General features: G+C 65.7%; 22 protein-coding genes. 13 read left to right on the top strand and 9 right to left on the bottom strand.

Annotated elements, in window-relative coordinates; genetic code table 11:
- Positions 1-49 precede the first annotated feature (49 nt).
- The 5 genes from METFAM1_RS0102425 to METFAM1_RS0102405 all read left to right on the top strand — a co-directional run bounded on the left by METFAM1_RS0102425 (position 50) and on the right by METFAM1_RS0102405 (position 5,146).
- A complete protein-coding gene (locus METFAM1_RS0102425; protein WP_024300393.1) occupies positions 50-574 on the top strand; it encodes a TIGR00645 family protein in 525 nt (174 codons plus the stop codon).
- A gap of 52 nt (positions 575-626) precedes the next feature.
- Positions 627-2,162, top strand: coding sequence for a fumarate hydratase (locus METFAM1_RS0102420; protein WP_019917935.1), 1,536 nt, complete (start codon positions 627-629; stop codon positions 2,160-2,162).
- 187 nt (positions 2,163-2,349) lie between these two features.
- Positions 2,350-3,543, top strand: coding sequence for a cation:proton antiporter (locus METFAM1_RS0102415; protein WP_019917934.1), 1,194 nt, complete (start codon positions 2,350-2,352; stop codon positions 3,541-3,543).
- Positions 3,543-4,661 (top strand): YbdK family carboxylate-amine ligase, encoded by a 1,119-nt coding sequence (locus METFAM1_RS0102410; RefSeq protein ID WP_019917933.1) that lies wholly within the window; start codon positions 3,543-3,545, stop codon positions 4,659-4,661. Before METFAM1_RS0102415 ends, METFAM1_RS0102410 begins: the two co-directional genes overlap by 1 nt.
- A gap of 5 nt (positions 4,662-4,666) precedes the next feature.
- Entirely contained in the window at positions 4,667-5,146 is a 480-nt protein-coding gene (locus tag METFAM1_RS0102405; protein ID WP_019917932.1) for a DUF456 domain-containing protein, read from the top strand.
- 8 nt (positions 5,147-5,154) lie between these two features.
- Here the strand turns inward: METFAM1_RS0102405 and METFAM1_RS20065 are convergent, their stop codons facing one another.
- From METFAM1_RS20065 to METFAM1_RS0102370, 7 genes are all read right to left on the bottom strand, one after another.
- On the bottom strand, positions 5,155-5,886 hold the full coding sequence (locus tag METFAM1_RS20065; RefSeq protein WP_019917930.1) for a hypothetical protein: 732 nt from the start codon (positions 5,884-5,886) through the stop codon (positions 5,155-5,157).
- A 4-nt stretch (positions 5,887-5,890) separates the two neighbouring features.
- Complete coding sequence (locus METFAM1_RS0102395; protein ID WP_019917929.1) at positions 5,891-6,277, bottom strand: type II secretion system protein; 387 nt, start codon at positions 6,275-6,277, stop codon at positions 5,891-5,893.
- Entirely contained in the window at positions 6,277-6,762 is a 486-nt protein-coding gene (locus METFAM1_RS0102390; protein ID WP_019917928.1) for a type II secretion system protein, read from the bottom strand. The genes METFAM1_RS0102395 and METFAM1_RS0102390 overlap by 1 nt, the downstream gene beginning before the upstream one ends.
- A gap of 145 nt (positions 6,763-6,907) precedes the next feature.
- Entirely contained in the window at positions 6,908-7,150 is a 243-nt protein-coding gene (locus METFAM1_RS0102385) for a hypothetical protein (RefSeq protein WP_019917927.1), read from the bottom strand.
- 115 nt (positions 7,151-7,265) lie between these two features.
- The gene (gene galE / locus METFAM1_RS0102380) at positions 7,266-8,282 is read right to left on the bottom strand and encodes a UDP-glucose 4-epimerase GalE (RefSeq protein ID WP_019917926.1); all 1,017 of its coding nucleotides are present in this window, start codon (positions 8,280-8,282) and stop codon (positions 7,266-7,268) included.
- An 87-nt stretch (positions 8,283-8,369) separates the two neighbouring features.
- Positions 8,370-8,849 carry an FKBP-type peptidyl-prolyl cis-trans isomerase gene (locus tag METFAM1_RS0102375; RefSeq protein WP_019917925.1) on the bottom strand — a complete coding sequence of 160 codons (480 nt, stop codon included), beginning with the start codon at positions 8,847-8,849 and terminating at the stop codon, positions 8,370-8,372.
- Positions 8,815-9,474 (bottom strand): peroxiredoxin, encoded by a 660-nt coding sequence (locus METFAM1_RS0102370; protein ID WP_332308735.1) that lies wholly within the window; start codon positions 9,472-9,474, stop codon positions 8,815-8,817. The genes METFAM1_RS0102375 and METFAM1_RS0102370 overlap by 35 nt, the downstream gene beginning before the upstream one ends.
- 271 nt (positions 9,475-9,745) lie before the next feature.
- Here METFAM1_RS0102370 and METFAM1_RS0102365 point away from each other — a divergent pair, with 271 nt between their 5' ends.
- The 6 genes from METFAM1_RS0102365 (at position 9,746) to METFAM1_RS0102340 (ending at position 14,616) form a co-directional block, all read left to right on the top strand.
- Positions 9,746-10,240, top strand: a complete 495-nt coding sequence (locus METFAM1_RS0102365; RefSeq protein ID WP_019917923.1) for an FxDxF family PEP-CTERM protein — start codon at positions 9,746-9,748, stop codon at positions 10,238-10,240.
- A gap of 344 nt (positions 10,241-10,584) precedes the next feature.
- Positions 10,585-11,193, top strand: coding sequence for a transcriptional repressor LexA (lexA, locus tag METFAM1_RS0102360; RefSeq protein ID WP_024300392.1), 609 nt, complete (start codon positions 10,585-10,587; stop codon positions 11,191-11,193).
- Between the two features lie 4 nt (positions 11,194-11,197).
- Positions 11,198-11,884 carry a translesion DNA synthesis-associated protein ImuA gene (imuA, locus tag METFAM1_RS0102355; protein WP_019917921.1) on the top strand — a complete coding sequence of 229 codons (687 nt, stop codon included), beginning with the start codon at positions 11,198-11,200 and terminating at the stop codon, positions 11,882-11,884.
- Between the two features lie 29 nt (positions 11,885-11,913).
- Entirely contained in the window at positions 11,914-13,368 is a 1,455-nt protein-coding gene (locus METFAM1_RS0102350; RefSeq protein WP_019917919.1) for a Y-family DNA polymerase, read from the top strand.
- 44 nt (positions 13,369-13,412) lie between these two features.
- On the top strand, positions 13,413-13,895 hold the full coding sequence (locus METFAM1_RS0102345; RefSeq protein WP_019917918.1) for an MOSC domain-containing protein: 483 nt from the start codon (positions 13,413-13,415) through the stop codon (positions 13,893-13,895).
- Positions 13,896-13,953: 58 nt separating this feature from the next.
- Positions 13,954-14,616 (top strand): FecR family protein, encoded by a 663-nt coding sequence (locus METFAM1_RS0102340; protein WP_019917917.1) that lies wholly within the window; start codon positions 13,954-13,956, stop codon positions 14,614-14,616.
- 14 nt (positions 14,617-14,630) lie between these two features.
- On the opposite strand, the gene METFAM1_RS0102335 is transcribed toward METFAM1_RS0102340, so the two are convergent.
- A complete protein-coding gene (locus METFAM1_RS0102335; protein WP_019917916.1) occupies positions 14,631-16,421 on the bottom strand; it encodes a type IV pilus assembly ATPase TfpB in 1,791 nt (596 codons plus the stop codon).
- Between the two features lie 126 nt (positions 16,422-16,547).
- On the opposite strand from METFAM1_RS0102335, the gene METFAM1_RS20750 reads away from it, so the two are divergent.
- Positions 16,548-16,973, top strand: coding sequence for a hypothetical protein (locus METFAM1_RS20750; protein WP_157256655.1), 426 nt, complete (start codon positions 16,548-16,550; stop codon positions 16,971-16,973).
- Entirely contained in the window at positions 16,960-17,877 is a 918-nt protein-coding gene (locus METFAM1_RS0102330; protein ID WP_019917915.1) for a crotonase/enoyl-CoA hydratase family protein, read from the top strand. Before METFAM1_RS20750 ends, METFAM1_RS0102330 begins: the two co-directional genes overlap by 14 nt.
- A gap of 51 nt (positions 17,878-17,928) precedes the next feature.
- Here METFAM1_RS0102330 and METFAM1_RS0102325 read toward each other — a convergent pair whose 3' ends face one another.
- Entirely contained in the window at positions 17,929-18,540 is a 612-nt protein-coding gene (locus METFAM1_RS0102325) for a redoxin domain-containing protein (RefSeq protein ID WP_019917914.1), read from the bottom strand.
- Between the last annotated feature and the right edge of the window lies 1 nt (position 18,541).

The following is an 18,541-nucleotide window of genomic DNA, read 5'->3' as shown; positions in this document are numbered from 1 at the left end:
AACCGGATGGTAATATCGGCGCCGTCTTTTGTCTTATATTCGACTGCGCATGACTAATCTTGGACGTGTTCTAAAAAGCCTCATCTTTGCCAGTCGCTGGCTGCAGGCCCCGCTCTACTTCGGACTGATCGTCGCCCAGGCGGTGTACGTCTATCTGTTCATGGTCGAGCTGTCGCACCTGATCCACAAGATCGGCAACCTGACCGAAACCGACATCATGCTCATCGTTCTGGGCCTGATCGACGTGGTGATGATTGCCAACCTGCTCATCATGGTCATCGTCGGTGGCTACGAAACCTTCGTGTCGCGGCTGAACCTGGAAGACCACCCGGACCAGCCCGAGTGGCTGTCGCACGTCAACGCCGGCGTGCTGAAGGTGAAGCTGGCCACCGCCCTGATCGGCATTTCGGCCATCCACCTGCTGAAAACCTTCATCAACGCCGGCCAGCTCGACGACCGCGTCGTGCTGTGGCAGGTGGTGATCCACATGGTGTTCGTCGTGTCGGCCATGGCCATGGCCTACACCGACAAGCTGATGACGCAGACGCTGGTGCTCAACAAGGCGCACCACTGAGCGCAGCCCGGGCCGCCACGAGCGGCCCTCTTCAATACCCGAGGACCTTCCCATGAGCCAACCCATCCGCCAGGACGACTTCATCCAGTCCATCGCCGACGCCTTCCAGTTCATTTCCTGTTATCACCCGCTCGACTTCATCCAGGCACTGGGTGCGGCCTACGAGCGGGAACAGTCGCCGGCGGCACGGGACGCGATCGCGCAGATCCTGACCAACTCGCGCATGTGCGCCGAGGGCAAGCGCCCGATCTGCCAGGACACGGGGATCGCCGTGGTCTTTCTGAAGGTGGGCATGAATGTACGCTGGGATGCGTCGATGAGCGTGACCGACATGGTCAATGAAGGCGTGCGCCGCGCCTACATGCACCCGGACAACACGCTGCGCGCCTCGGTGCTGCTCGACCCGGCCGGCGCCCGCAAGAACTCGAAGGACAACACGCCGGCGGTCATCCACTACGAAATCGTGCCGGGTGACCACGTCGAAGTAATCTGCGCGGCCAAGGGCGGCGGCTCGGAGAACAAGTCCAAGATGGTCATGCTGAACCCGTCCGATTCCATCGTGGACTGGGTGCTGAAGACGGTGCCGACCATGGGTGCCGGCTGGTGCCCGCCGGGCATGCTGGGCATCGGCATCGGCGGCACGCCGGAAAAGGCCATGCTGCTGGCCAAGGAATCGCTGATGGAGCCGGTGAACATCCAGATCGTCGCCGACAAGGCGGCGCGTGGCGAAAAGCTCACGCGCATCGAGGAACTGCGGCTGGAGCTGATGGAGAAGGTGAACGCGCTGGGTATCGGCGCACAGGGCCTGGGCGGCCTCTCCACCGTGCTCGACGTGAAGATTCTCGACTACCCGACGCACGCCGCCTCGCTGCCGGTGGCGATGATTCCGAACTGCGCGGCGACCCGCCACGTGCATTTCCACCTCGACGGCTCCGGCCCGGCGAAGCTCGAACCGCCGCGCCTCGAAGACTGGCCGGCGGTGACCTGGCAGGCCGACACCAAAACCTCGAAGCGGGTCGACCTGAACACGCTCACGCCGGAAGAGGTCGCCTCGTGGAAGCCGGGCCAGACCCTGCTGCTGAACGGCAGGATGCTGACCGGCCGCGACGCCGCGCACAAGCGCATCGCCGACATGCTGGCCCGCGGCGAAAAGCTGCCGGTCGATTTCACCAACCGCGTCATCTACTACGTCGGCCCGGTCGATCCGGTGCGCGACGAAGTGGTCGGCCCGGCCGGTCCGACCACGGCCACCCGCATGGACAAGTTCACCGAGATGATGCTGGCGCAGACCGGCCTCATTTCGATGGTGGGCAAGTCGGAGCGCGGCCCGGCGGCAATCGAGGCCATCCGCACGCACAAGAGCGCCTACCTGATGGCGGTCGGCGGCGCCGCCTACCTGGTGTCGAAAGCGATCAAGGCTGCGAAGGTGGTCGGCTTCGAGGACCTCGGCATGGAAGCGATCTACGAGTTCGACGTGGTCGACATGCCGGTCACCGTCGCCGTTGACTCCGGCGGCACCTCGGTGCACGAAACCGGTCCGAAGGAATGGCAGGCGAAGATCGGGAAGATTCCTGTCGCCACCGCGTGATAGTCTCCAGCGCTACCTGAGGCCGGCACCGCCGGCCCGATAAGCGGACCGGCGCCAGCCGGTCCGCACAGCAACAACAGAGGCCGCCTGGAAGCGGTCCGTATTCCCCGCAGAAAAATCCGCCGTCGTGCCGCAGGCACGGCTTCTGTCTTCCCGCGCGCAGTGCGTGCAGAACGGAGGCGACGCGATGATCTTCGAAGCAGGTCGCATATTCACGCTGGTCGGCTGGCCGGCCGTTCTTCTGCTCGCCTGGCTGGCCGGCGAGATCTTCCATCGCGGGCTGGCGATACCGCGCGTCTGCGCCTATTCGCTCGCCGGCATCGTCTACGCCGCCTGGGGCGGCGCGCCACATGACGCCGAAACCCGGGCCGCCATGTCCTTCCTGGCCAATTTCTCGCTCGCGCTGTTCCTGTTCGAGCTGGGTCACCGCATCAACCTGCGCTGGCTGGTGACCAACTACTGGCTCACGCTGACCGGCATTGCCGAATCGCTGCTCACCTTCGTCGTGGTGCGCGCCATCGCCCTTGCAATGGGCCAGTCGCCGGAAATTGCCATGGTGCTCGGCGCGCTGTCGGTGGCGACCTCGCCTGCGGCCTTGGTACGCGTGGTGAACGATCTGCGCGGCTCCGGCCAGGTGACCGAACGCGCGCTGCATCTGTGCGCCATCAACTGCCTGATTTCAGTGCTGCTGATGAAAGGCGCGATCGGCTACTGGCAATTACTGGCGTCGGGCAGCGTGGTCAGCGCGGTGTGGAACAGCGCCGCCATCCTCGCCGTATCGGTCGGCTGCGGCATCCTGGTCGGCGTGCCGCTGCCCTGGCTGCTGCGCCGGCTGCGCGCCGACGAGCGCGGCGTCACCATCGTGTTCGCGCTGGCGGTCATGCTGGTCACGCTGCTCACCCAGGGCGTCAACGTATCGCCTCTGCTCGCCGCGCTGACGCTGGGCGTGCTGATGCGCCGCAAGCGCCTGGTGCTGACGCCGGCGCAGCGCAACTTCGGCGTGCTGGGCGAACTGCTGACGCTGTTCCTGTTCGTATTCGTCGCCGGCATGGCGACCTGGCCGACCACCGCCGCCGGCCTGGCACTGGCCGTGCTGCTGTCGCTCGGCCGCATTGCGGCGAAGATGAGCGCCACCGCCGCCTTTGCGCACGTGAGCGGCACCAGCACACGCAAGGGCGCACTGACCGGACTGGCGCTGGCGCCGCTGTCCACCTTCGCTTTGCTGCTGCTGGAATACAGCCGCACCGCCGGTTTCGGTCTCGCCGACAGCGCGCTGTCGGCCATCGCCGGCATGGTGATCGTGATGGAATTCATCGGGCCGGTGTTCGCCCAGTGGGCGCTGGTGCTGGCCGGCGAAGCACAGAGGACGGAGAACGCCTGATGCCGCTCGAAACCTTTCACGCCTCGTCGGCGCTCAGCATGGGCGTCGAACTCGAACTGCAGCTGGTCGGCGAACACGACCGCGACCTCGCGTCGGCCGCGGCCGACCTGCTGGAACTGGCACAGCGCCAGACCTTTCCCGGCGACATCAAGCCGGAAATGACCGACAGCATGATAGAGGTGGCCACCGGCATCCACGACAGCCACGCCACACTGCTCGCTCAATTGCGCCTGATGCGCGATGCGCTGGTGAAGGATGCGACACGGCTCAATGTATCGCTGTGCGGCGGCGGTACCCACCCGTTCCAGCAGTGGTCGGAACGGCGCATCTTCTCGGCCCCGCGCTTCCAGCAGCTGTCCGGCCTCTACGGTTATCTGGCCAAGCAGTTCACGGTGTTCGGTCAGCATGTGCACATCGGCATGCCCGATCCGGACAGTGCGCTGCGCGTGCTGCACGCGCTCGGACGCTATGTGCCGCACTTCATCGCACTGTCCGCCTCGTCGCCCTTTTCGCAGGGCAGCGACACGCTGTTCGACTCGGCCCGGCTGAATTCGGTATTCGCCTTCCCGCTCAGCGGCCGCGCGCCCTTCGTGCTCGAATGGTCGCGCTTCGAGCGCGACTACTTCGCACGGATGGAGGACACCGGCATCGTGCGCAGCATGAAGGATTTCTACTGGGACATCCGGCCCAAGCCCGAGTACGGCACGATAGAACTGCGCGTCTGCGACACGCCGCTGGGCGTCGATCGGGCAGCGCAGATCGCGGTTTACCTGCAGGCGCTGTGCCGGCTCATCCTGTCCGGCGAAGACCCTGAACCGGTCGAGGACGACTATCTCGTGTACACCTACAACCGCTTCCAGGCCTGCCGCTTCGGTCTCGACGGGCTGATCGTGCATCCGCGCAGCCACGCAGCGCTGCCGCTGCGCGACGACATCGCCGCCACGCTCGAACGGCTGGCGCCGCACGCCGACGCACTGCGTTCGTCGGACGCACTGGACGCGCTGCACCGCATGGTCCGCGGCGGCGGCAACGACGCCACGCGACTGCGCGCGGTGCACGCCCGCACACGCAACCTGCTGGCGGTGGTCGACGACGCGGTCGCCGCCTTCGCCCAGTGAGCGGCATGGACATCCTGCTGTGGGCAATCGCGGCACTGCTGGTGCTGATCGGGCTGGCCGGCGTCGTGCTGCCCGCCCTGCCCGGCATTCCGCTGATGTTCGGCGGCTTCCTGATGATGGCCTGGCTGGACGGCTTCGCTCACATCGGCACGGTCACGCTGACGCTGCTGGGCGCACTCACCGTGCTCGCCTGGCTGATCGATTTCGCGTCGGGCGTGATCGGCGCGCAGCGGGTGGGCGCCAGCACGCTGGCGCTGGTCGGTGCAGCGATCGGTACCGTACTCGGGCTGTTCGCGGGCTTGATCGGCCTGCTGTTCGCACCGCTGGCGGGCGCGGCGATCGGAGAGTTCATCGCACGCCGCGATGCCTTGCAGGCCGCGCGCGTCGGTGTGGCCACCTGGCTGGGCATGCTGATCGCGGCAGTCGCCAAGGTGGCCATCGCCTTCATGATGCTGGGGATCGCGCTGGCCGCCTGGCTGATCTGACGACCGCTTCAGCGCTTGCCGGTGTATTGCTCCTGCAGCGATCCTGCTGAACCGTCGGGTTGCGAAGCACCGCTGCCATCGCCGCCCTCTCCGACCGCGACCGGCGTGCTGCCCGCCGCAGATCCGGGCACGGACGGCGACGAACCCGGCGTGTCCTGCTGCGCAGGCGTGTCGGCCACCGGCACGAACAGCCAGTCGGCATGACGCAGATCGCCCGCCGGACGGGCGGCGGAGCGCGCCGTCGGACTGAGCGGTCCGGGCACGGTCTGCGGCTGACCCGGGACGGTCGCGGACGGCTGCGTCAGCGGCGTCTTGAGGCTGGTCGCCACCTTGTCGCCGGTCGCATCGACCCAGCGCGGCAGCACATGGATGCGCGCCACCTTTTCCGATCGGCTGTGTATCGCGCGTATCTGCCCCTGCGACATGACCAGCCCCCAGTCACGGTTGTTGGTCATCGGATCGACATAGATCTTGCGCAGATGGCGCATCGGCACCTGATGCCGCTTGTCTTCGAGCAGATCCTCCAGCCGTGCCGGATAGGCTTTCGGCTCCGCCGGCGAGGCGTCGTAATAACGCTGCAGCGCACGCGAGAACTCACCGCCGATGAACAGCAGTTCGCGCTCACGCTCGGTCTGCGACAGCGTGCTCCACATCAGCGCACTGCCGGCCGCGGCGATGCCCAGCGCGGCAACTGCGAACAGCAGCAGCAGATAGGAAAAGCCGCGCTGGTCCGCCCGCATCGCGTCAGAGCTCGGAATAGGCGACGCCGTCGCGCGACGTGCCTTCGGCACCGCTCTTCAGGTCGGCCACACCGCTCTCCGTCGCAGAATCGCGCGGCGGCACGACGATCCAGGTTTCGCTGCTGTCGGTGACCGGATCGAAAGGCAGCTTGCGCAGATACTGCTTGTCGACCAGTTCCTGCAGGCTCTGCGGCCAGGCACCGCGGTCACCGCGGAACTTGTCGATGGCATCGCGGGTGACCGCCAGCGTCTGCTTCAGCGTAGCTTCCTTCGAGCGATCGAGATGTTCGAAGTAGCGCGGTGCGGCGATGGTCAGCAGCACCGCGATGATGGCCATGACGACCAGCAGTTCGATCAGCGTAAAACCACGCTTGCGGACGAAGGAGAACATCACCAGTTCCGGTACGGGATGCCGTTCAGGCCGGTACGGCCGGACAGCGAGTAGACATCGAACACATCGGCGCCGGGCACGGGCTCGTCTGGCGGGCTGGCGTAGCTGCGCAGGCCCCAGGTCTGCTCGGGCGGCGTCGATGTATCGGTATGGAAGGGGTCGCGCGGCACACGGCGCAGGAAATAGATCTTCACGTCGTTCGGCTGCTTGACGTCGCGCACGCCATTGACCAGTACGTCGAGGCTGGGCGGATAGCCGCTGGCACCGACCTTCTTCTCGATGCGCCCCTCGTCCCAGGCCTTCTTGTAATCGTCGAGCGCGGTGCGGATCTGCCTCAGCGAGGTACGCAGTTCGGCCTCGTTCGCGCGCACGCGCGCCAGTTCCATCATGGGCATGGCCATGGTGGCGAGAACGCCGACGATGGCGATCACCACCATCAGTTCGATCAGCGTGAAACCGCGGGAAAGACGTGTATGACGCAGCATGCACCGCAGGTTAACACAGCACCATCACGGCACCGTGACAGCACAGCGCGGTCTTCCGCATCGGATCGGGAACGCACTCATGCAGCCGGTGCACTGCGTGACGAGGCGCCCTCAGGTGAGGCGATGCAGGAGGCGCGGAACGCCTCTAACTCAGATGACTGCGCCAGGGCTGAGGGCCGTCATGTTCGCGCAGCCATACGTAGCGCTGCGAACGCCACTCGCGCAGCGCGTTGAGCGCGGTGTCGAAGTCGGCATAGGGCAGCTGATACAGCAGCTGCAAGTCGAATGGCGCATCGTGCTCGAGCGCGTCGAGCAACTGCCGGAAGATGGATGCGCTGTTTCCGCTGTCCGCGGCGTGCGCCTTTTCGAACACGACTTGCAGGTGCATGAGCAATCCTCCCGGGCTGGTTCCGACCGACGGCGAGTTGCTGATTTAGCACGAAGCGGCGGTCGTCATCTATCGCGGCGCGCCGAGACTTTCTGCTCTCCGCGCGCGACGCGCGTCAGGCATAGCCCTGCGGGTTGCTGCGCTGCCAGTTCCACGCATCGGCGCACATCTGCGCGAGGTCGCGCCGCGCAACCCAGCCCAGAAGCCGGTTTGCGTGCGCCGGGTCGGCGTAGCACTGAGCGATGTCCCCCGGCCGCCGATCGACGATGCGGTAGGGCACCGCGCGTCCGCTCGCCTGCTCGAAGGCGCGTACGACCTCAAGCACGCTGTAGCCACGACCGGTACCCAGATTCACCGTCAGCAGGCCGGCATGCTCTGCAAGGTAGTCGATGGCGCGCACGTGGCCTTGAGCGAGGTCAAGCACGTGGATGTAGTCGCGCACGCCGGTGCCGTCCGGCGTCGGCCAGTCACCACCGAACACGCGTAGCTCGGCCAGCTTGCCTACCGCCACCTGGCTGACGAAGGGCATCAGATTGTTCGGCAGGCCATTGGGGTCTTCGCCGATCAGGCCGGATTCGTGCGCGCCGACCGGATTGAAGTAGCGCAGCAGTGCGATGCGCCAGGACGGATCGGCGACGACGAGGTCCTGCAGCAAGTACTCGACCATCCATTTCGAACGGCCGTAAGGATTAGTTGGCCCGGTCGGGAAATCCTCGCGGATGGGCACCGACGCCGGATCACCGTAAACCGTAGCCGAGGACGAGAAAGCCAGCGTCTTTACGCCGGCTTCGGCCATCACCTCGCACAGCGCCACCGTCCCGCTGACGTTGTTGTCGTAGTACTCGAGCGGCTTCGCGACCGACTCGCCGACCGCCTTCAGGCCCGCGAAGTGGATCACCGCGTCGATGTCGTGCGCCGCAAACACCGCGCGCATCGCGGCGCGGTCGCGGACATCGGCCTGCACGAAGGCCTGCAGCGCCTGCCCGGCAATGCGTTCGACGCGCGTCAGGGATTCGCGCTTGCTGTTGCACAGGTTATCTACAACCACCACCTGGTGGCCCGCAGCCATCAGTTCGATGCAGGTGTGCGAGCCGATATAGCCCGCGCCACCGGTGACCAGCACACGCGACATGGATGCTCCCTGACAGGATTTCGACGCAGCGCCCGACGGTGGGCGGAGAACGCCGGGGCCCTCGTCGGCGCCCGGCGGGGGACGATCTCAGTGGTGGTGGCCGTGGTCGCCGTGCACGTGACCGTGCGACAGCTCTTCCGCCGACGCCTGACGCACTGCCGACACCGAGCACGAGAACACCAGGGCGGTGCCGGCCAGCGGGTGATTGCCGTCGATCACGACGCGGTCGTCGGCAATGTCGGTCACGGTGTACAGGCCCTCTTCCTCACCATCTTCGCTGACGCGCTCGAACTGCATGCCGACTTCGATGTTGTCCGGGAAGTTCGCGCGCGATTCGATCTCGACCAGTTCTTCGTCGTACTCACCGAAGGCATCTTCCGGCTGCAGCTTCACGACCACTTCGTCGCCGACGGTCTTGCCTTCAAGTGCTTCCTCGATCGGCTGGAAAATACCGCCGTAACCGCCGTGCAGATAGGCCAGCGGGGCTTCGCCCGGATCGACCATATTGCCGTCCGGATCCGTCACGCTGTACTTAAGGGTGACGACCGAGTTCTTGCTGATGAGCATTCCTGATTCCTTTCATGTGCAGTGCGCGCACGCGTTCGAGGACTTCCCCGGCGTGCCCGCGCGGATTCACGCCATATTGCGCGTAACGTATGACACCCTTCCGATCGATGATGAATGTCGAGCGGGTCATGCAGAACCGCAGCTTTCCGTCGACCTCGCGCTCGCGCCAGACGCCATAGCGCCGGCTGACCTCGCCGTCGATGTCCGACAGCAGCCTGACCGTCAGGCCGTGCTTGTCGCGGAAATCTGCGTGTGTGAAACATTCGTCGCGGCTGACACCGAGCACGGTGCAGTCACAACGCCGGAAATCGTCGTCCAGATCGCTGAACTCGATGGCCTGAGCCGTACAGCCCGGCGTGTCGTCCTTGGCGTAGAAGTAGAGCACCATCAGATGCTGCCCGAGCTGGTCGCCCAGATTGAACAGCTCCAGATCGGCATCCGGCAGTTCGAACAGCGGAGCGGGTTGTCCTGCATTCAACATGCGCACCTCCCATCCACACGACGCGACCACGAAACATCGCACGCTCTGGAGTCCGGCGGATTCTAGCAGGCAGGCTTGCCGCGCCGTTGTAAAAAAAGCCGTCGCCGCATTGCACAAAAGTGGCCCTGACGCACCAAAGAGCATCACACCCCGGCTGAGTCGAACGTCCGTCAAAAAGAAACTTTATTAAATAAATTCAAATGGTTGAAAATTTATCTTCAGAAAGAGCAATGACAAACAGAAAGTGGTCTGAGTCTTGCATACCTGTTTCACCAGAACGCTGAGCTTCTCGCAGTGTGCGGAATGACCTCCTTACTTGTCGTTGCAAATGAGGGCGTCATCGCGGATTGTGGGGGGCTGATGTTCTTGCAAAAATCTGGGCTCCACTTTGTCACTTTTTGTGAAAGGACAGGATATGAAGAAAACCTTGGTCGCAGCTGTTGTATGCGGTCTGTTTGCAGTGGGAAGCGCGAATGCCGCGACGACCAGCTGGGACGACCACGCCACGATCGAAACCGGCATCGCCTCGCTGTCCGGCTCCTTCTCGGAAATTTTCACCTTTACGCTGACTGCTCCGACCACCTCGTTGTCCACGCTGGCCGTATCGGCAGAAGCATCGCCGTTCTTCGGTCTGAGTGAAGACAGCATGGTGTGGCTGTACAAGGAAACCGGAGCGGTGGACAAGTTTCTGTCCGCCTACAGCTTCGGCACCCTGTTCACCGCCAACGGCCTGCTCGCCGGCGATTACTACTACAAGGTGACCGGTTCCACGACCGGCAGCCTGGGTGGTGTGCTCGCACTGACCTCGACGACCGCTCCGGTCGCCGTGGTGCCGGAAGCAGACACCTACGCGATGATGCTGGCTGGCCTGGGCATGATCGGCCTGATGGCAAAGCGTCGCATGGGCTGAGCTTCACCTGCCTGAAAACAAAAAAGCACCTTCGGGTGCTTTTTTGTTGCCTGATCGAAACATCCGGGGCTGCTGCGCCGCAGCACTGTCAAGAATATCGACAGCCGGAACCTAGTACTTCTGTATTAGATGACCCGCCCGAACATCCTGTCATCCGGGCGCCACGGCAAAAATCCATTTCTTTTCATCGCACTGCACAAACCGCACTGACCTGCCTTGGCTGGCAGGGTGCACGCGAACACATCCCGCTCTGTAACAATTGTCGACAATCGACACCCGGCCTGCTTGCGTCATTATCGATAACTGTATAAAAATACAGTCCTCGTACAGCAAGCGCCCATCCCATGTCGAACGACAGCCTGACGTCCCGCCAGCAGGAAATCCTGCAACTGATCCGTGACGCAGTCAGCGAACGCGGCAGCCCACCGACGCGAGCCGAGATCGCGCAGGCCTTCGGCTTCCGTTCGCCGAACGCCGCCGAAAGCCATCTGCGCGCACTGGCACGCAAGGGTGTCATCAGTCTCGACGAAGGCCGCGCACGCGGCATCCGGCTGTCCGAGCCCGCAGGCATTCCACTGATAGGCCGGGTCGCGGCCGGCAATCCCATTCTTGCCGACGCCCACGTGCAGGGGCGCTATCAGGTCGACCCGTCGATGTTCTCGCCGCGCGCCGACTATCTGCTGCGGGTGCGGGGTTTGAGCATGCGCGACGCCGGCATCCTCGACGGCGACCTGATCGCCGTCCATGCCACCTCCGAGGCGCACAACGGCCAGATCATCGTCGCCCGGCTACACGATGAAGTGACCGTGAAGCGGCTGCGTCGCTCTGGCGCACAGGTCGAACTGCTTCCGGAGAACCCCGAGTTCAGCCCCATCGTCGTCGACACCCGGCGCGATCCGCTGGTGATCGAGGGCGTCATGGTGGGGCTGATCCGCAACGGCAGCGCGGTCTGACGCGATGAGCGCCTCCAGCCTGCATACCCTGTTGCACCGCCCGGATGTCTGGCGTGCCAACGACACGGCTACGGACGCGTGCCCCACCGTGTCCACCGGTCATCCGGCGCTCGACGCCGAACTGCCCGGCGGAGGCTGGCCGGTCGGCGACATGAGCGAAGTGCTGACCGACTGCTGCGGGCACGGCGAGGTGTCGCTGCTGCTGCCCATGCTGGCACAGGCCAGTCAGGCCGACGGTTGGGTGGTCTGGGTGGCACCGCCCTGGTATCCGAATGTTTCGACACTCGCCGCTGCAGGGCTGCGCACGCACCGCATGCTGGTGATCCAGGCGGGCAGCGCAGGCGAACGTGTCTGGGCGCTGCGTCACGCACTCAACTCGAGGGCGTGCAGCGCGGTCACCGGCTGGCTCGACCGGGTGGACACGGCCCTGCTGCGCCGGCTGCAGCTGGCGGTGCGCGAGGCCGCGCTGCCGCTGCTGCTGTTCCGCCCCGCCTCCGACGCACATATAGCCTCGCCAGCCGCCTTGCGCCTGCAGGTATCCGTCGCTGCGGAAGGCGAGGTACGCATCGACATCCTGAAGCGACGCGGTCGCCCCGCCAACCGGCCGGTTCACCTCGGCACACGTCCGGGCATCCCGGTACGGCGGGCCGACATCGTGCGACGACGCCCTGCCCTGGCGCTGGTCGGCTGACAGGCCTGCGCCATGGATCTGCGTACAACATGCTCTGGCTGGCACTGGTCTTTCCCGAATGGCCGCTTCAGGCGCGCTTCCGCGCCCAAGCCCATACACAGCCGCTGGCGGTGGCGGCGAAGCAGCGTGTGGTCGCGCTGGATGCGACAGCGCTGGCTCAGGGCGTGCGCCCCGGCCAGCGGCTGGCCGACGCACTGGCACTAGCGCCCGACCTGCTGATCAGCCCGCGCGAAAGTCAGGTGGAAGATGCGGCTCTGAAGGACGCCGCCGGCTGCGCACTGCATTTCACCCCTCATGTCGCCCTGGCAACCGACGGACTGCTGCTGGAAATCGCCGGCAGCATCCGTCTGTTCGGCGGCCTCGACGGTCTGCTGCGCGCCTTGCGCAGCGCGCTGGCCGCCGCTGGCTTTCATGCCCTCAGCGCCTGTGCCCCGACACCGCGTGCCGCGCGCTGGCTCGCCCTCGGCACACCCGGTCGTACGATACGCGGCCGTGGAGCCTTGCCGGCAGCGCTGGCCGCATTACCGCTCGACGTGACCGAAGCCGGTGAGGCTCGACTGGCCACCTTGCGCGAAGCCGGTCTGCGCAGCGTGGGAGATGCGATGAAGCTGCCGCGCGACGCACTGGCGCTGCGTGATGCACAGGCCCTGCGTCGCCTGATCGATCAGGCGCTCGGGCAGACCGCCGATCCGCGCACCTTCTTCTCGCCGCCTCCGGAAATCGACAGCCGGCTCGAACTCCCGGTGCCGCGTCACGATGCCGATGTACTGCTGTTCGCCGCCAGCCGGCTGTTCAACAGTGCGTGCACCCAGCTGGCCGCGGCACACGCCGGCATCGCCGAGTGCCTGCTCGAACTGCAGCACGAGCACGAAGCACCCACCCGGCTGGAACTGCGCACCGGTACCCCCACCCACGACGCCCGCCTGCTTGCATCGCTGACACGCGAGCATCTGGCGCGCATCGCCCTGCCGGAAGCGGTCACCGCGCTGAGACTGCGGGCACCCGACTGGATCGAACAGCCCGGTCGCAGCCGCGACCTGTTCGGCACCCAGGCGCCGTCGCCGCAGGACAGGCAGGAAGCCCGCGACGTACTGGTCGAACGGCTGCGCGCCCGCCTCGGGCGCGATGCGGTCTACAGCCTGTCGGCCAGCGGCGACCACCGTCCGGAACGGGCGCAGCAGCGAGGTGAGCCGGGTCGTGCGCAGCCGGCTGCCGGCAAGCCGCAGCGCCCACTGTGGCTGCTGCCGGAACCCGAACTGCTGGCCGAACGCGACGGTCAGCCCTGGCGCAACGGGCCGCTGCATTGCCTCGGCCGCGCCGAACGGATCGAGGCCGGCTGGTGGGACGATGCAGGCGACAACGACCATCCGGCCGAAGCGCTGCGCGATTACTACATCGCCGTCGGACCACGTCAGGAACGGTTGTGGATCTATCGCGAACACAGGGCACCGCATCGCTGGTATCTGCAGGGGCTGTTCGCCTGAAGTAGCATCCGTCCCGACACATTGCGCACGATGAAACGACAATCATGGACACCTTGCAGACACTCACTTCCACCTTCGCACACGCCGGACAGGTCACCTGGATAGGCGTACGCCCGGCGCGGATGCAGCCGCTGCGCGTCGTCGACACGGTACAGGCCATCGAATCGCTCGGGCTCGAAGGTGACCGCTACGCCAGCCCGGACGGCAAGCGGCAGGTCACGCTGATACAGGCCGAACACCTGCAGACGGTGGCCGACATGCTGGGGCTGGGCGAGGTCGATCCCGGCCTGGTGCGACGCAATATCGTGGTCAGCGGCCTGAACCTGCTGGCACTCAAGGGCAAACGCTTCCGCGTTGGCGATGCGCTGCTGGAATACACCGGCCCCTGCGATCCGTGCTCGCGGATGGAAACCAATCTGGGCAAGGGAGGCTACAACGTGATGCGCGGTCACGGCGGCATCACTGCGCGCGTGCTGCGCAGCGGCCTGATCCGCCAGGGCGATGCGGTGACGCCCGAGAACGAATGAACGGGTCCATTCTCCCACCCGCGCGATAATCGCTGCATCAGAAGAAGGAGAAAACGACATGGATCGACGACGCGTACTGACCACCCTGCTCGCCAGTGGTGCCGCCGCCCCGCTTGCCTTCGACGCACTGGTGCGCGAAGCCCTCGCCCGTGACAGCCGTACCGGATTGCGCGGCTTCCGTGGCGACGTCAGCGTCAATGGCGCACCGGCCAACTTTCACATGGAAATCCGTCCGGGCGACACGATACGCACCGGCCCGGGCGCCGAAGCGATCTATGTGCTCGGACGCGACGCCTTCCTGCAGCGCGGCGAATCGCACGTCGCCTTCGGCAGCGGTGCCGCCGCCGATCTGATGCGGGTGATCACCGGCAAGCTGCTGTCGGTATTCGACCGCGGCCAGAAACGCATCGCAACGCCGGCGGCGACGATAGGCATACGCGGCACCGGCTGCTACATCGAGGCGGCCGAGGAGCGGACCTATTTCTGCCTGTGCTACGGCGAGGCGGAACTGGCGCGCAACAGCGATCCAGCCCAGCGCGAAATCGTGCGCACCCGGCACCACGACAAGCCGATGTGGCTCAGCGACAAACCCGGCGCCGACATGATGTCGGCCGCCGGCGTGATCAACCACACCGACGCCGAACTGACCCTGCTCGAAGGTCTGGTCGGGCGCAAGCCGCCCTTCGCCGGCATCGGCTGGCCGCCGTCCACCGGTTATTGATCCACGCTGCCGGCTCAAGCCGGCGGTGCCACCTTCATCACTTCTTCCATCGTCGTCACCCCCTGCGCGATCTTCAGCGCACCGGACACGCGCAACGGGTACATGCCCTCACGATAGGCCTGGTCGCGCAGTGCCGCGATGTCCGCGCCGGCCGACACCAGCGACTTGATTTCCTGCGACATCAGCAGGATTTCGTAGATGCCGATGCGCCCCGAGTAACCGGTCATGCGACAGTCCAGACAGCCGACGGCCTGCGTGAAGCGTTCCGGCCGGGTGGCCTTCCATGGCGCCACCAGATCCTTCCACGCCTGCGGATCGGTGTCCTGCGGCGACGCCGGCTTGCGGCAGTGCGGGCACAACGTGCGCACCAGCCGCTGCGCCATCACGCCGAGCACGGTGGCGTTCAGCAGATAGCTGGGCACGCCCAGATCGAGCAGGCGGGTGATGGCGGACGGTGCGTCGTTGGTGTGCAGCGTAGACAGCACGAGGTGGCCGGTCAGCGCCGCCTGGATCGCCATTTCGGCAGTTTCGAGGTCGCGGATCTCGCCCACCATGATGATGTCCGGATCCTGCCGCATCAGCGAACGGATGCCGGCCGAGAAGGTGACGCCGATGTCTGCCGACACCTGCACCTGGTTGAACGCCGGCTCGATCATTTCGATCGGGTCTTCCAGCGTGCACACATTGACCTCGGGTGTGGCGAGGTTCTTCAGCGTCGAATACAAGGTGGTGGTCTTGCCGGAGCCAGTCGGGCCGGTCACCAGCACGATGCCGTTCGGCTGCGTGGTCATCTGCTTCCAGCGCCGCGCGTCCTCGTCGGAAAAGCCGAGGTCGCGGAAGTCGCGCACCAGCACTTCCGGGTCGAACACCCGCATCACCAGCTTTTCGCCGAAGGCCGTAGGCAGCGTGGACAGCCGCAGTTCGATCTCCTGGCCGTCCGGCGCGCGCGTCTTGATCCGCCCGTCCTGCGGCCGGCGCTTTTCCACCACGTCCATGCGCCCCAGTATCTTGATGCGCGAGGTCATCGCGCCCAGCACCGGCATCGGAATCTGGTAGACCTGATGCAGCACGCCGTCGATACGAAAGCGCACGACGCCGAAATCGCGCCGTGGCTCGATGTGGATGTCGCTGGCGCGCTGCTCGAAAGCGTATTGCCACAGCCAGTCGACGATGGTGACGATGTGCTGGTCGTTGGCATCCAGCGGCCGGTTGCTGCGCCCCAGTTCGACCAGCTGCTCGAAGTTCGACGCGCCTGCACCGCTGACGTCGCCCCGCTTGGCAGCCCCCTTGACCGACTTGGCCAGGCTGTAGAACTCGACCACATAGCGGGCGATGTCGTCCGGATTGGCGATGACGCGACGGATCGGGCGGCGCAGTATCGGCGCCAGCTCCTTTTCCCACTCGGTCATGAAAGGTTCGGCGGTGGCGATCACCACCTCCCGCGCCGACGCCTGCACCGGCAGGATGCGGAAGCGGTTGGCGTAGGCGCTCGACACCACCTCGGTCACCGCCGCGAAATCGACTTTCAGCGGATCGATGTGGTAGTAGTCGTGGCCACTCCAGCCGGCCATCCACTCGGTCAGCGCATCGAGATTGAGCACGCGGTGCGGCGGGTGCAGCGATTTCCACTTCTGGCCGGCCAGCACCACCAGCGGGTGGTCACCGCCCCGCCAGTAGCGACGGTCGTGCAGGAACACGCGCGCCACCGACTCGCCGAGCAGGCCGTCGGCCACCATGCCCTCCACCAGTTCCTGCAGCGTGACCTTGTGTTCCCGCGTGTCCTTGCCGGACGAAGCCTGTTTCATCAATGTCTCCGTGGATCGGGTCCGCATGCTCTGCGCCCGGCAGGCGCCGGGGGCGGATACCCCATCCTGTGCGCCCGACTATAGCCGAGCGGGCGCCGTCCGACGGCGAGCTGACGACAGCGGATCGTGCACCGCATCACCCGGGTGCCATCGTCAGGCAAGGCGACCGGCAAGCGCAGCCTGGGCCGTTCCGGCGAGGTGCACGACACCCTGCGCGGGTCATCCGGTGGCCCGCCGCAGGGTGCAATCAAATTTTCAAGCAAAACTGTTCCGCCTTGTCGTAACATGCACTTACAGGGTCAGACTCTGTCTGGATTCGTGCACCAGACAGCAGGAAAAAAAGGCAGGAAAACTGCCTCTCCAATTCGCCTCAAGAGGCGATTGTTTTCAGCATGCTTAAAGTCGGACATGCCGACGGAGGCTGAAATGGATCTGTTGACCCCGCGCCATGGAGCAGGACGGCACCTGCCGTATCGCTCCGGAAAGAGTATCGACGCTGCCGCGCCTGCCCGCGATGTATTTCGTATGGAGGCGTGCAATGCAGATCATTGATCGCACCCGTGCTCATCTGCACACGGTGCCGCTGCCGGGCATGGCCGCCAATGCGCCACGCCTGCTGTCCACACCCATCCTGACTTCACGCTACGAGGCGGAAACGCGCGCCTTGTGGATGTACGCCCACCCGACCGGACGCCCCTGCTTCACGCCGGAGCTGCTGGCCGACGTCGTGGCGCAACAACAGGAGGTGGAACTGGCACCGGGCACGGTGGATTTCTTCCTCAACTGCTCGGGCGTCCCCGGCGTCTATAACCTCGGCGGCGATCTCGACCTGTTCCAGAAGCTGGTCGAGGCAGGCGACGAGGCCGGACTGATGCGCTACGCCGAAGCCTGCATCCGCGCCATCAACAACAACGTCGCCGGTCTGCATGCCGACGCGGTGTCGATGGCCGTGGTCCAGGGCGACGCGCTGGGCGGTGGTTTCGAGGCGGCGCTGTCCTGCCACGTGGTGATCGCCGAACGCGGCGCCAAGCTGGGCTTCCCGGAAATGATGTTCAACCTGTTCCCGGGCATGGGCGCCTACAGTCTGGTCGCGCGCAAGGCGGGTCCGCGCGTGGCGGAAGACCTGATCCTGAACGCGAAGGTGCTGCCGGCCGAGAAGATGCACGAACTGGGTCTGGTCGATCACCTGGCCGAACCGGGCCGCGGCGAGTGGGTGGCGCGCGACGTCATGCGTTCGATGGCGTCCCAGCTCAAGGGCTTCCGCGCCTTCCAGCGCGCCAAGATGCACGCCTACGTGCGCCTGACCTACCAGGAACTCGAGGACGTGACGCGCGAGTGGGTGCGCGGCGCGATGAAGCTCGACCGCAAGGACCTGCGCACGATGGAGCGTCTGGTCAAGGCGCAGAACCGCATGCACGCGGCGAATCATCCGGGCACCGGCAGCGTCAGCGCCTGAGTACGCCTTCCGCCGGCCGGTGCGAGGCATGCACCGGCCGCTTCCTAACCATCAGTTCGCGTACTTCACCGAGCAGCCATAGGGCCGCGTCTGCGCCTTGGCGACCGGTTTCCCCGCCAGTACCGCATCGATCGCCAGCCGCGTCAGCGGCTCGGCCTTCGCAATGTCGTTCACCTCGGTCGACGCGATGCTGTCGATGCCGCCCATATAGGCGAGCCGGCCGTCCGGCGCGATGACGTACATGTGCGGCGTTACCTGTGCCGCGTAGGCGCGACCGACCTTGCCTTCGTAGTCCAGCAGGTAGTGGGTCGGCGCCGCGCCCTGCTCCTTCATCATGCGGTTGGCCGTCGGACCGTCGACGTGACCCTGCGTGCCCGGTGCCGAACTGAGCACGGTGAGCCACACCGCCCCCTTGCCGGTGGCGTCCTTCTGCAGCGCCTGCATGCCGCCGCCGTACCACTTCTGCACATAGGGACAACCGTGATTGGTCCATTCCATCACCACCGTCCGGCCGGCGAAATCGGACAGCTTCACCGTCCGGCCGTTGGAATCAACGGCGGTGAAGGCCGGTGCCGGCTCGCCGATGCGCGGCGCAGCATGGACGGCAGCAGCAAACAGTAGGCTGGCCAGCAGGCCGGTACGGAGCGCGGCTTGGGTGTTCATC

It is taken from the genome of Methyloversatilis discipulorum, from assembly GCF_000527135.1.
Classification (GTDB): domain Bacteria; phylum Pseudomonadota; class Gammaproteobacteria; order Burkholderiales; family Rhodocyclaceae; genus Methyloversatilis; species Methyloversatilis discipulorum.
Note: the sequence above shows the minus strand (reverse complement) of the source record. Positions and strands in the feature narration are given on the sequence as shown.